10 protein-coding genes are annotated in these 13220 nt (G+C 62.2%); 9 read left to right on the plus strand and 1 reads right to left on the minus strand.

The genetic code is table 11. The annotated features are described in order from the left end of the window. Nucleotides 1-23: 23 nt before the first annotated feature. The 5 genes from ABIB06_RS34200 (at nt 24) to ABIB06_RS34220 (ending at nt 5990) form a co-directional block, all read left to right on the plus strand. Nucleotides 24-1517 (plus strand): FAD-linked oxidase C-terminal domain-containing protein, encoded by a 1494-nt coding sequence (locus tag ABIB06_RS34200; protein WP_354052235.1) that lies wholly within the window; start codon nt 24-26, stop codon nt 1515-1517. A 62-nt stretch (nt 1518-1579) separates the two neighbouring features. Further along, entirely contained in the window at nt 1580-2818 is a 1239-nt protein-coding gene (locus tag ABIB06_RS34205; RefSeq protein WP_354052234.1) for an FAD-binding protein, read from the plus strand. Continuing rightward, nucleotides 2815-4137 carry a glycolate oxidase subunit GlcF gene (glcF, locus tag ABIB06_RS34210; protein ID WP_247446210.1) on the plus strand — a complete coding sequence of 441 codons (1323 nt, stop codon included), beginning with the start codon at nt 2815-2817 and terminating at the stop codon, nt 4135-4137. Before ABIB06_RS34205 ends, glcF begins: the two co-directional genes overlap by 4 nt. 85 nt (nt 4138-4222) lie before the next feature. Further along, nucleotides 4223-4582 (plus strand): histone, encoded by a 360-nt coding sequence (locus tag ABIB06_RS34215; protein WP_354052232.1) that lies wholly within the window; start codon nt 4223-4225, stop codon nt 4580-4582. A 403-nt stretch (nt 4583-4985) separates the two neighbouring features. Next, entirely contained in the window at nt 4986-5990 is a 1005-nt protein-coding gene (locus ABIB06_RS34220; RefSeq protein ID WP_354052230.1) for a TorF family putative porin, read from the plus strand. A 264-nt stretch (nt 5991-6254) separates the two neighbouring features. On the opposite strand, the gene ABIB06_RS34225 is transcribed toward ABIB06_RS34220, so the two are convergent. Continuing rightward, on the minus strand, nt 6255-8018 hold the full coding sequence (locus ABIB06_RS34225) for an ABC transporter ATP-binding protein/permease (RefSeq protein WP_354052228.1): 1764 nt from the start codon (nt 8016-8018) through the stop codon (nt 6255-6257). A gap of 316 nt (nt 8019-8334) precedes the next feature. Here ABIB06_RS34225 and ABIB06_RS34230 point away from each other — a divergent pair, with 316 nt between their 5' ends. The 4 genes from ABIB06_RS34230 (at nt 8335) to ABIB06_RS34245 (ending at nt 13159) form a co-directional block, all read left to right on the plus strand. After that, entirely contained in the window at nt 8335-9999 is a 1665-nt protein-coding gene (locus ABIB06_RS34230) for an L-lactate permease (protein WP_354052227.1), read from the plus strand. Nucleotides 10000-10131: 132 nt separating this feature from the next. Further along, nucleotides 10132-10530, plus strand: a complete 399-nt coding sequence (locus ABIB06_RS34235; RefSeq protein ID WP_354052225.1) for an META domain-containing protein — start codon at nt 10132-10134, stop codon at nt 10528-10530. A gap of 296 nt (nt 10531-10826) precedes the next feature. Then, a complete protein-coding gene (locus ABIB06_RS34240; protein WP_354069938.1) occupies nt 10827-12179 on the plus strand; it encodes a metallophosphoesterase family protein in 1353 nt (450 codons plus the stop codon). Between the two features lie 143 nt (nt 12180-12322). Further along, nucleotides 12323-13159, plus strand: coding sequence for a hypothetical protein (locus ABIB06_RS34245; RefSeq protein WP_354069940.1), 837 nt, complete (start codon nt 12323-12325; stop codon nt 13157-13159). Nucleotides 13160-13220: the final 61 nt, after the last annotated feature.

A 13220-nucleotide genomic window follows, 5' to 3' on the forward strand; every position in this document is an offset into this window, starting at 1 on the left:
GGATACGCCATGAAGGATGTGATATGGCCATCATGATGCCTGCGAGCGACCAGGCCGTGCTCGCGCGCCGCGCTGAGATCGTGGCTGCATTGCGCGCAATCGTCCCAGGCGAAGGCGTGATCGACAGCGCCGCCGAGATGCGGGCCTATGAATCCGACGGGCTGACGGCCTATCGGCAGCCGCCGATGGTCGTGGTGCTGCCCGACACGACCGAGCAGGTTTCGCTCGTCCTGAAATATTGTGCAGGGCAGGGCATCAAGGTGGTGCCGCGCGGTTCCGGCACCTCACTGTCCGGCGGCGCGCTGCCGCTGGAAGACGGTGTGCTCCTGGGCCTCGGTAAATTCAAGCGCATCCGCGAGATCGATTTCGACAACCGCGCAGTCGTCACCGAACCCGGCGTCACCAACCTCGCGATCAGCCAGGCCGTCGCCCATGCCGGGTTCTACTACGCGCCGGATCCGTCCTCGCAGATCGCCTGCTCGATCGGCGGCAATGTCGCGGAGAATTCCGGCGGCGTGCACTGCCTGAAATACGGCATGACCACCAACAACGTGCTCGGCTGCGAGATCGTGCTGATGAGCGGCGAGATCCTGCGCATCGGCGGCAAGTCGGCGGAGAACACCGGCTACGATCTGATGGGCGTCATCACCGGCTCGGAAGGGCTGCTGGGCGTCATCACCGAGATCACGGTGCGCATCCTGCAAAAACCGGAGACGGCGCGCGCGCTGATGGTCGGGTTCGCGCAAGTCGAGGCGGCCGGCGAATGCGTGGCGCGCATCATCGGCGCGGGCATCATTCCCGGCGGCATGGAGATGATGGACAAGCCTGCGATCCACGCCGCGGAGGCCTTCGTCCACGCCGGCTATCCGCTCGATGTCGAGGCGCTCCTCATCATCGAGCTCGACGGTCCCAGGATCGAGGTCGACGAACTGATCACGCGCGTCGAGACGATTGCGAATGCTTGCGGCTCGACCACCTGCCAGATCTCGACGTCGGAGGCCGAGCGCAATCTATTCTGGGCCGGCCGGAAAGCTGCGTTCCCCGCCGTCGGCCGCATCTCCCCCGACTATCTCTGCATGGATGGCACCATCCCGCGCGGTGCGCTGCCGAAGGCGCTGGCGCGCATCCGCGAGCTATCGGAAAAATATCAGCTCGGTTGCGCCAATGTGTTCCATGCCGGCGACGGCAATCTGCATCCGCTAATCCTCTATGACGCCAACAAGCCCGGCGAGATCGAGCGCGCCGAAGCCTTCGGCGCCGACATCCTGCGCGCCTGCGTCGAGTTCGGCGGCGTGCTCACCGGCGAGCACGGCGTCGGCATCGAGAAGCGCGATCTGATGCCGGAGATGTTCAGCGAGATCGACCTCAACCAGCAGCAGCGCCTGAAATGCGCCTTCGACGCGCAGGGCCTGCTCAATCCCGGAAAGGTGTTTCCGACCCTGCACCGCTGCGCCGAGCTCGGCCGCATGCATGTCCACGCCGGCAAGCTGGCGTTTCCGGACATCCCGCGGTTCTAGCGTCGGCTCGCTGCAACGCGCCAAATTTGATTTCCGCTGCAAACTTCGATACCGGCTCAGTCGTGGATACGCTCAGGGTTAGAGACGCCAAAGACGTCGAAGAGGTGGTGCGCGCGGCGATTGCCAATGAGCAGCCGCTCGAGATCATCGGTCATGGCAGCAAGCGCAGCATCGGTCATGCGATGGCGACCAACGCCGTGCTCGACGTCTCCGCGCTGAATGCCATCACCGCCTACGAACCCAACGAACTCATTGTCACGCTCCAGGCCGGGGCGCCGCTGGCCGACGTGCTGTCGCTGATCGATGCCAAGAACCAGCAATTCGCCTTCGAGCCGATGAACACGGCGCCGCTGCTCGGCACGCCCGCGCTCGGCACCATTGGTGGCATGATCGCGGCTGGCTTGGCCGGTCCGCGCCGGATCAGGGCGGGCGGGGCGCGCGACCATCTGCTCGGGGCGCATGCCGTCTCCGGTTTCGGCGACAGCTTCAAGACCGGCGGCAAGGTGGTGAAGAACGTCACCGGCTACGACCTCTGCAAGCTTCTCGCCGGTTCCTGGGGCACGCTGTCGGTCATGACCGAGGTCACGCTGAAGGTGATGCCGAAGCCGGAGGCCGAGCGGACGCTGCTGCTGCGCGGGCTCGACGATGCCGCCGCCAACAAGGCGATGACCGCGGCGCTCGGCTCGCCCTTTGACGTTTCCGGTGCCGCGCACCTGCCAAAATCGGCGTTCCGGACCAGGACCGAAGGTCTCGGCGATATCGCGGGCCAGGGCGAGGCGCTGACCATGCTGCGGCTCGAAGGCATTACTGCCTCCGCCGCCCACCGAGCTGGCTCGCTGCGCGAATTGCTGGCCCCGTTCGGAACCGCGACGCTGGTCGAGGACGTCGCGTCCTCGGCGCTGTGGGCCACGATCCGGGACGTCCTGCCGTTCGCTGCCAGTGGCGCGCTGGGGGCCTGGCCGGTCTGGCGGATCGTCTGTCCGCCGGCGTCGGGCGCAGCGCTCGGGACGCTGCTGGCGCGCGAGACCGGCGGCGACGTGATCTACGATTGGGGCGGCGGACTGATCTGGGCGGCGTTGCCACCGAAGTCGGACGCCCACGCTCCGGCCGTGCGCGAACGTACGAATGCGGTCGGCGGGCACGCCACGCTGATCCGGGCGGCTGAGGACATCAGGCGCGGTGTCGACGTGTTCCATCCGCAAGCCGTTGGCATTGTCGCGTTGAGCGAACGAGTCCGCGCGAGTTTCGATCCGAAGACCATCCTCAACCGGGGCCGGCTGACGCGGGGCGCTACGGCATGAAGACCGAATTCTCACTCGCGCAGCTCGCCGACCCCGACATCGCGGAAGCCGACAAGATCCTGCGCGCCTGCGTTCATTGCGGCTTCTGCACCGCGACCTGTCCGACCTATGTGCTGCTTGGCGACGAGCTCGATAGCCCGCGCGGCCGCATCTATCTGATCAAGGAGATGCTGGAGAAGGACCTGACGCCGACGGCCGAAGTGGTCAAGCATGTCGACCGCTGCCTGTCGTGCCTGTCCTGCATGACGACCTGCCCCTCGGGAGTCAATTACATGCACCTTGTCGACCAGGCCCGGGTCAGGATCGAGCAGCGCTATGAGCGGCCGCTGACGGAGCGGCTGCTGCGCCGGTTGCTGGCCTTCGTCCTGCCGGACCCGCGGCGTTTCCGCGTGAGCATGGTGCTGGCGCGGCTAGCCCGCCCGCTGGCGGTGCTCCTGCCGACGCCCCGGCCATCGGCCACGCCCGGCCTGATCCAACGCCTCAAGGCGATGCTGGCACTGGCGCCGAACCGGCTGCCGCCGCCGGGGCCCGCCGCCGGCAGTGTGTTCGCAGCGCTCGGCAAGAAGCGTGGCCGGGTCGCGCTGCTCCAGGGCTGCGCCCAGCAGGTGCTGGCGCCGCGCATCAATCAGGCCGCCATCAGTCTCCTCACGCGCCACGGCATCGAGGTCGTCCTTGTCAGGGACGAGCAGTGCTGCGGCGCGCTGACCCATCACCTTGGTAACGACCAGGACGCACTGGCCCGGGCTCGCGCCAATATCGCGGCGTGGCGTGCGGAAGCGGCCGGCGAGGGGCTCGACGCCATCCTGGTGACGGCGTCCGGATGCGGCACCGTGATCAAGGACTACGGCTATCTTCTGCGAGAGGACGCTGCGTTTGCCGCCGATGCGGCGATGGTCTCCGCACTCGCCAAGGACATCACCGAATACGTCGCCGGCCTCGGACTCGCGGCCACCGCGCGACAGGACAACATCGTCGTCGCCTATCACTCAGCGTGTTCGCTGCAGCACGGGCAGAAAATCACGGGCCTTCCGAAAGAATTGCTTTCCAAGAATGGATTCGTGGTGAAAGATGTGCCGGAGAGCCATTTGTGTTGCGGTTCGGCGGGGACCTACAACATTCTCCAGCCCGAGCTTGCGGGCCGGTTGCGCGATCGCAAGGTCGCCAACATCGCGAGCGTCAAGCCGGACATGATTGCCACAGGCAATATCGGCTGCATGGTGCAGATTGCCAGTGGCACGTCAGTTCCGGTCGTACACACGATTGAGCTTCTCGATTGGGCTACGGGCGGGTCGCGGCCGGCATTGAACGCGCAAGTTTGAGCTTTCAAAGGCCTGAGCTTTCGTCCGGAGGTGACGGCTGAAGACGCCCGATCGACCATTGTTCGGCGGCAACAGGAGGACCACGATGGCGAAAGCGAAGAAGAAGAAAAGCAAGAAGGCCAAAAAGGCCAAGAAGGCTGTAGCGGCGAAGAAGTCCGCAAAGAAGGCAGCCAAGAAGTCCGCGAAGAAGTCTGCCAAGAAAGCCACCAAGAAATCAGCGAAGAAGGCCGCGCCGAAGAAGGCCGCAAAGAAGTCGGCCAAGAAGGTAGCTAAGCCGGCTGCGCCTAAGAAGGCTGCCAAGAAAGCGGCACCGAAGAAGGCGAAGGCAGCTCCCGCGCCGAAGCCGTCAACGCCAGCAGCTCCGGCTCCCGAGCCTGCCGCCGAGACAAGCTGGGCGATGCCTTCGTCTTCTGCGGAAGCGACGCCGGCTGAGGGACAAGGTTAGGCCAAAGGCTGGATCCAATCCGACGACCATGATCGACAACAGGAAGGCCGCAGCGGTGATGCTGCGGCCTTTTTGCATCGGCGCGACGGCGCGCGGAGATTGTCTTGTCCGGGAGCAGCCTGATTCGTAGCGCGGACAGCACGGTACCGCGGGTCCCGTACTAACCCGGGCATGTCTGTGCCCTTTGCAATGCAAATGATGTGATCGGGAAGACACACAGGCTGACAACCTTTCGTGGAATCGTCAGAACGCCCAAAAAGTCGGCAGATGCCTGCGATATTTGCTTCACGGTTCACGTCACCCCATCCAAATTGCCGCGGTTACGAAATTTGCAATCAGGTCGTGCGTTCCGGGGGGCTTCCGGGATCCGACTAGGGTCTTAGAACTGGTGATGGGGATCGAAATGAAAAAAGTGGCTTTGTTGGCAACGGCGCTGGCAATGGTGACGGGTTCGGCTTTCGCGGCAGACATGGCGGTGAAGGCCAAGAAGGCCCCGCTGGTGGTTGCGTTTGACCCCTGGGATATCGCCTTCGGCGGCGCCATCATGAGCGACTACATCTTCCGCGGCGTCACGCAGTCGAACCACAAGCCGTCAGTCGCGGCCTATTTCGAGCCGCGCTACAACGTCAACAAGGACCTCCAGCTCTACGTCGGCGTGTCCGCGGAGAGCATTTCGTTCGCCAATCGCGCCGCTGCTGAAGTCGATATCTACGGCGGTATCCGCCCGACCTTCGGCGCCTTCGCCTTCGACATTGGTGTCTGGGGCTACCTGTATCCGGGCGGCAGCTGCGCCGACAACGTGCTCACCGGCGGCATTCCCGGCGGCAACGTCTGCGGCGTCAGCACGACCACGATCTTCCTCGCCGACGGCAACGTCATGAAGAAGGACGTCAGCTTCGTCGAAGTCTACGGCAAGGTGAACTACACCATCAACGACAGCTTCACGGTCGGCGCGACCGAGTATTACTCGCCGAATTTCCTGAACTCGGGTGCCTGGGGCAATTACGCTTCGTTGACCGCCAAGTACACGGCGCCCAGCACAGCCTTCGGCGCCTCCGGCATGGGCATGTACGTGTCGGGTGAATTCGGCCGGCAGTGGTTCGGTACCTCGGACGCCTTCTACGGCACCGGTGTCGGCACCGTTTTCGCCAACGGTATCCCCTACAAGGACTACAACACCTGGAATATCGGCATCGGCTTCACCTACAAGGTGTTCACGCTGGACTTGCGTTACTCCGACACCGACCTGAACAAGGGTGACTGCAACGCCTTCACCAGCGCCTTCAACGCCACCGGCACCACCAACGTCACCGCGATCAATCCGGGCGGCGCCGGCTCCAACTGGTGCGGCGCGGCCGGCATTGCCAAGCTGTCGTTCGACCTGACGGCGATGAGCAACCTGAAGTAAGCTTCTTCCCGAAGCGACTAGATAAGGGCGGCAGGGCAACCTGCCGCCCTTTGCTTTGGGTTGGGGTCTGCGAAAGGGCGTGGCCTTCATGGTTCGAGACGCGCCGTAAGGCGGCGCTCCTCACCATGAGGGTTGGGATTTCGCCGCGGGGCAGGACCTCATCCTGAGGGCCCGCCAGAGGCGGGCGTCTCGAAGGATGGGCCGCACGGAAGCCGCCCATCGGTCGTTTGAAAGCGATAGCCCGCGGGCCATCGCCGTTGCGCCTCAGCGCGCCGCGCTCGGCTCCTTCTCGACCGGCGCGCCACTGTCACCGAGAACGTGGATCGCGCCGTGCTTCACCATCGTTACCTTGCGGGTATGGAAGGCGTCGAGTGTCGAGCGGTGGCCGATGGAGACGAGGGTGGCCTGTGGCAGCTTCTCCGTCAGCAGCCGGTACAGCCGGGCTTCGGACGGTTCGTCCAGCGAGGCCGTGGCTTCGTCCAGGAACAGGTAGTCCGGCGCGTGCAGCAGCGCGCGGGCGAGCCCGAGGCGCTGCTGCTCGCCCAGCGACAGCATCCGATTCCAGTGGCCTTCCTCCTCGAGTCGCTCGGCGAGGTCGGGCAGCCCGACCGCGATCAGCGTGTCCCTGACGCGTGCGGTTTCGAATGCGCCCGGCGCGGCCGGATAGACCACGGCGTCGCGCAGCACGCCGACCGGGAAATACGGGCGCTGGGGGAGCATCATCAGCTTCGCCTTTTCCGGGACGAAGATGGTGCCGGTGCCGAACGGCCAGATGCCGGCGATGGCCCGGAACAGCGTCGACTTGCCGGAGCCTGACGGTCCGGTCACCAGCACGCGCTCCGACGTCTGGATGGAGAAGGCGTCGGCGGTGACCAGCGGCGTGCCGCTCGGCAGGTTCACGCAGAGCTGTTCGAGTGCGATAGTGCGATTGACGCCGGCGGGCTCGAGGGCAATCGCCGGCTCGTGCGGCGGCAGGTTCGCGGCCGCATCGACCGACATCTCGAATCCGTCGAGGCGCGCGACGATCGAGCGCCATTCCGCCAGCGACCGGTACGCCGTGACGAAGAACGACAGTGCGCCCTGCACGCTTGAGAAGGCGGAGGCGGTCTGCATCATGTCGCCAAGCTGAATCTTCTTGGCGAAGAAGGCCGGCGCCACCAGCACGTAGGGAAAGATCACGGCGGCCTGCTGATAGCTCGCGGTGAACGCGGTGAGGCGCTTGGTACGGCTCATGATGGCGTACCAATTGCCGATCACGAAGCCGAAGCGCTCCAGCAGGCGGCCGCGCTCGGCGCCTTCGCCCTTGAGCAGCGCGATCTGCTCGGAGTTCTCGCGGACGCGGACGAGGTTGAAGCGGAAGTCGGCCTCATAGCGCTGCTGTTCGAAATTGAGATTGACCAGCGGCGCGCCGATCCAGTGCGTCAGCGCGGTGCCGAAGATCGCGTAAACCAGCGCGCCCCAGCACAGATAGCCGGGGATCATGAGGTCGGCGCCGAACAGGTGCAGCGGCGCAGCGTTGGACAGGCCCCAGAGGATGATCACGAAGGAGAACAGCGTCACGATCGACGAGAGCAGGCCGAGCCCGATGGTCAGGGTCTGCTCGACGAAGTTCTTGACGTCCTCGGTGATGCGCTGGTCCGGGTTGTCGGCCGCATCGCCCTTGAGCTGCATGCGGTAATGGGTGGCGCCTTGCAGCCATTCGCCCAGATAGTGCCGGGTCAGCCATTGCCGCCAGCGGATCTGGAGCCACTGGTTCAGGTACAGCTTGTAGACCGCCAGCGCGATGAAGGCGGAGGCGAGGCCGACGAAGATCCAGATCTGCGTGACGAAGGCATCCCAGTCGCTATTCTGGAGCGCACTGTAGAACCGGTTCTGCCACTGGTTTACCAGCACGTCGATCGCGACCAGTGCCAGCTCCATCGCGATCACCGCGGCCAAGAGGCCGCGGCCGGCCCATTTGTCCTCGGACCGGAAATAGGGGATGGCGATTCGCCAGACGATCGCGAGCGTGGCGCGGATGTTCTTCACAGAGCTGGATCTCCTGAGGGGATGTGCACAACTGCCCGGGGCCAAAGATTTGGGGCGCGACGGCGGAAACGGGCGCGCTTAGACTAAAGTCGCAGGTTCTGCAATTTGCGTTGGCTTGTCGCAGCTTGCAACCCTAGCATGGGCCTCAACGGCGCGGGGTGGGGTGCTTCGGGATTTCGCGGGCTTGTGAGCGGGAGGGGAACCGCTGCATTCGCGAGGAATTCGCGTTCAACTCGGGGGTTATCGCTTCAGCGTCGAGCAGGATCGGCTGTCCACGCGGGCCGCCTGCCGCACACATGCGTGGGGGAGGAAGACCATGTGGAATCAAGTCTATGACCCGTTGCACAGCCCTGTGCTGTCGACGATCGCGGCGGCAGTCCCTGTCGTCACACTACTGGTCCTGATCGCGAGCGGGCGCGTCCAGGCTCATATTGCGGCGATCATCGCCGTGATCGTGGCCAATCTGATCGCGATCTTCGTCTTCACCATGCCGGCCAACATGTCGATCCGCGCTTCGGTGCTGGGCATCGTCACCGGTTTCTTTCCGATCGGCTGGATCGTTCTCAACGTCATATTCCTTTACCAGGTGACGGTGACCACCGGACGCTTCGAATTGCTCAAGCGCGCGGTCGGCGGGGTCACCGAGGATCGGCGGCTGCAATTGCTGCTGATCGCGTTCTCGTTCGGCGCCTTCTTCGAGGGTGCTTCGGGCTTCGGTACCCCGGTCGCGATCACCGGTGCCGTGCTGATCGGCCTCGGCTTCTCGCCGCTCGCGGCCTCCGGCCTGTCGCTGATCGCCAACACAGCACCGGTCGCCTTTGGCGCGCTGGGCACGCCGATCCAGGGCCTCGCTTCGGTCACCGGGCTCGATCCCTACATCCTCGGCGCGATGGTCGGACGGCAGTTGCCGATCTTCTCGCTGATCGTGCCGTTCTGGGTGGTGTGGGCGTTCGCGGGCTGGAGGGGCATGAAGGACGTGTGGCCGGCGGTTCTCGTCACCGGCGTGTCGTTCGCAGTCCCGCAATTCGTGATCTCGAACTTCGTCAACCCCTGGATCGTCGACATCGGCGCGTCGCTGATCTCGATGGGCGCGCTGATCCTGTTCCTGAAGGTGTGGCAGCCCAGGCAGCTCTGGCTGTCGCCGGCGCTGCGCAGCCGTGATGAATCGACCTCCACCATGGCGGCCGCAAAACCCCTCGACAAGACGCCGCTCACCCAGAGCGAGATGTTCAGCGCGCTGCTGCCTTGGATCATCGTCTGCATCGTGATGCTGATCTGGGGCAACGGTGCCTTCAAGACCTGGGCGAACTCGATCTTCACCTGGAACTACCCCGTTCCCGAGCTGCATCAGATGATCAACAAGATGCCGCCGGTCGCACCGGGGCCGACGAAAGAGAGTGCGGTGTTCGGCTTCACCTACCTGTCCTTCACCGGCACGGGCATGCTGATCGCGGCGATCATCTCAGGCTTCCTGATGGGCGTCGGTCCTGGCCGGCTCTTGACGGAATACGGCCGCACCATCCGGCTGTGCGCGATCTCGCTGATCACGATCTCGGCGATGCTCGCGATCGGCACGCTGACGCGGCTCTCCGGCGTGGATGCGACGCTCGGCCTCGCCTTTGCTGCAACCGGCGTGCTCTATCCCTTCTTCGGCACGCTGCTCGGCTGGTTGGGCGTGGCGCTGACGGGATCGGATACCGCTTCCAACGTTCTGTTCGGAAATCTTCAGAAGATCACCTCCGAGCAGCTTGGCCTGTCGCCGATCCTGATGGCCGCGGCGAACTCGTCCGGCGGCGTGATGGGCAAGATGATCGACGCCCAGTCGATCGTGGTCGCGTCCACTGCGACGAATTGGTACGGCCACGAAGGCACGATCCTGCGCTTCGTGTTCTGGCACTCGATCGTGCTGGCCTCGTTGGTCGGCGTGTTCGTGACGTTGCAGGCCTATGTCTGGCCGTTCACGGCGATGGTGCTGAAGTAGCAGGTCACATTTCGCTTCGAAGCAAATCCCCGCGGATTCGTCCCCGCGGGGATTTTTACGTGCGTGCGAACCTTCTCAACGGCGCCGCCGTCTTATAGAAGGTGCGGCAAATCAGATTGGTCGAGAGGTCTCATGGTTTCGCTCAAGCAGATGGCATGTGCGACGGTTGCAATGCTCGCGATGTCCACGCTCGCGCGTGCAGAGGACGGTTTTCCGTTCGGCACCGAGATGACGCTGGAGGCGTTGCCGCAGCCGGGCTCGAAGCGGATTCCGAACATCGAGATCGGCGACAATGGCGAAGTCTTGCTGGAGCTCTGGTGCAAGGGCGGCAAGGGCCAGTTCTCGGTCGCCGGCAACACCGTGATCTTCGTCCCCGGCCAGATCCAGGACCGCTCCTGTCCGCCGGCCAGGGCCCAGGCCGACGACGATCTCGTCGCGGCGCTCGGCAGCGCCGAGACCTGGAAGCGTCAGGGCGACGTGCTGACGCTCGTCGGCCCCAAGCCGCTGCGTTTTCGGGTGACCGGGAACTAGGCCCCGTCCTGCGATGTCTCGCCAGCGGGCTCGCCTTCAGCGAGCCTATGATATGCTTCGGCGGGAATCCAGCACGCCGGCGTCTATCGATCAGCTAAAGCTAGCGATTTCTCAGGCTCCAAGAGGCAGAGGCTTGACCTCTAGCACTGGCGCCCGTCCCGACAAGATCTCGGCATGCGGACGACCTTCGACGCTGCTAATTGTTGACAGCTGGACGCGATGCGCGCCAGGGTTTCTCTTTACGTTATGCTCGCGTACATTTTATTGCTTGCATGACCAAGAGCGGAGCCACGATTTTGACGGATCAAGCCTCGAACATTTCGCCCCAAAGCTTCGGCTGGCTTCACCTTACGGATCTGCACGTTGGGATGCAGAATCAAGACTGGCTTTGGCCAACTCTTAAGAGCGCACTATTCGAGGATTTGGCGAAGGCCTACCAGCTGAGTGGGGGGTGGGATTTAGTCATTTTTTCCGGTGATCTCGTGCAAAGTGGAACAAAGCCGGAATACGAGAAGCTCAACGCCATCTTGTCCGAGTTGTGGCAGCGATTCGCTGAATTGGGGTGCTCCCCGGAGCTAGTCGTGCTCCCGGGAAATCATGACTTAAAACGTCCGCAGATAAGTTCTGCGGTGCGTACTTTGCGTCGCTGGTGGGACGAGCCTGACGTTCAAGCCGAATTCTTTGCCGATCGAAACAACGAATATCGGCTAACTATCGATAAAATGTTTGAGCAGTACTCAAATTGGATCTCGGATGCAGCGAACCTGAATTTTCGCATCAAAACTGGAAAGCCCGGCCTTCTTCCGGGCGATCAGTCCTACATCATAGAAAGAGGCGGACTGCGTATCGGAATCGTCGCGTTGAATTCGACGTGGCTCCAGATAAACAACGAAGACTTTAAGGGGCAACTGCACGTCGACGTGAAGCAATTACTTGCGGTTACCGATAACGATGCCGATCGATGGTGCGCACAGAATGATCTGAATCTTCTGCTTACGCACCAGCCCCCTGACTGGCTGCATGAACAAAGCCTTGAATATTGGCTTGGCGAAATCAACCCACCAGGCCGATTCGCAGCGCACATCTTTGGTCATATGCACGAAGCCGCCGCTAGGCTCGGGTCAAGCGGCGGGGCGGCTCCGCGCATCGAGTTACAAGGCATCTCCACATTTGGTTTAACGAAGGTACGGGGTAAGTTTGATCGGTCACACGGCTATTCCGCAGTTCGTTTTCACACGAGCGACAAGGGGACGCTCCAAATTTGGCCGCGAAAGTCTTATCCCGCTGCTGCAGGCGGCTACAACATCGCGTCTGAAAATGCTTTCAAACTAGATCTGGATCAGTCCTTTCGACTGCCGCTCAACCTACGCGGTCGGGCGATCACGCAACAGGCAGAAGCGCAGCTCAACATCATCCCTCACGTCGGCTCGATACAAGATTCACTTAGTGAGCTGGAAATATCTTTCCTACGTTCGCCGGCTCACGCCAATGTTAGAAATGTTGAGCAGAAGCTGACTATCGACGCTCTCAAAAATCAAAAAGCCTGCTGGATCGTTGCTGAGTGGGGGCTGGGAGAAGACGGCTTCATAGGAACTGTCAAATCAAAATCCGACACTGAAGGGCACAGATTGACCTCAGCGAATTCATAGACGGAGATCAGTTCTCTGGTTTGTTGAAACAAAATCAGGGGTTCAATTTCGAACGATTTTGCCAGCTATTGTCCGAGAGCGGCGCGTCGCTGCTGCTGCTCGACAACGTTCTTCAGAGCCCAAACTCATCCGAGAGCCCCTCGGTGAGTGAGCTGGAGAAGCTTGTGAACTTAGTTCTCGAGTCTTGCCCGACGATTTTCGTAATCCTTCGCAGTCATCGTCGTCCTAGTGTGTCCTCAATTCCGATCGTCCAAATAAGTGCTCTAGACGCAGCTGATCTACGCAACTACATCGTCGACCATCCAAATGGGGGAGTGCTTCCCGCCACACAACACGCGATAGATCAGCTTCATAGATATACGGAAGGCATACCCAGCCGGATTGATCAAGCCTTGGTGGAACTCCAAGTCGTCTCTCTATCTGACCTCGTAAGCTCAGATGTAGATTTTGCAGAGCCCAACCCAACCTCGTCGAAGGCGCCCGTTGCTCTCGTGCTCGCAATTCGCTCTCTTTCCGTAGGTGCTGAGGCGGCGACACAGAAGGAATTCAATCTCCTAAAAGTCCTGTCGCTCTTTCCTCAAGGCGAGAGCCTTGGTCGGATCGATCGCTTCTACGCAACATCGAAGTTTTTCCCCGCGGTTGCTGCCAGTTTACATTCCAAGGGGCTCATCGAAGTAATAACGCACCAAGGTCTTGGACTGAGTCCCTCTGGCGACCCAGAGAAGAAACTGAAGATCGGCCTCACAGTTCGAGAGTGTGTTTGGGAACTTCTTGCAAAGGATGAGCCCTACGAACTGAATAGGCGCGCAGCAGAAATTTACTTTGGATCATCATGGCATAGTGGTCAGTTTAAACCGCCGAGGTCATACCGGTTTGACTCGCCGCATTGTCCCGCAAGCGACATTATCAATGCGAACACGATTCTCACTCGGCTATTAAGGGAGACTGAGCTGCACCCGGTTCTGTTGACACCGGCTTAAGCTAATCCGACCTTCCGTTCGAACTCCATAGGGCTCAGATATCCGATCGTCGAATGCCTTC

It is taken from the genome of Bradyrhizobium sp. LB8.2 (assembly GCF_040548035.1).
In the GTDB taxonomy this organism is placed as follows: Bacteria; Pseudomonadota; Alphaproteobacteria; order Rhizobiales; family Xanthobacteraceae; genus Bradyrhizobium.

Excerpts from the sequence above, each read along its gene's own strand:
- ABIB06_RS34230 (WP_354052227.1), top strand. The coding sequence starts at position 8,335 with ATGTGGAATCAAGTCTATGACCCGTTGCACAGCCCTGTGCTGTCGACG.
- ABIB06_RS34215 (WP_354052232.1), top strand. The coding sequence starts at position 4,223 with ATGGCGAAAGCGAAGAAGAAGAAAAGCAAGAAGGCCAAAAAGGCCAAG.
- glcF (WP_247446210.1), top strand. The coding sequence starts at position 2,815 with ATGAAGACCGAATTCTCACTCGCGCAGCTCGCCGACCCCGACATCGCG.
- ABIB06_RS34200 (WP_354052235.1), top strand. The coding sequence starts at position 24 with ATGGCCATCATGATGCCTGCGAGCGACCAGGCCGTGCTCGCGCGCCGC.
- ABIB06_RS34220 (WP_354052230.1), top strand. The coding sequence starts at position 4,986 with ATGAAAAAAGTGGCTTTGTTGGCAACGGCGCTGGCAATGGTGACGGGT.
- ABIB06_RS34235 (WP_354052225.1), top strand. The coding sequence starts at position 10,132 with ATGGTTTCGCTCAAGCAGATGGCATGTGCGACGGTTGCAATGCTCGCG.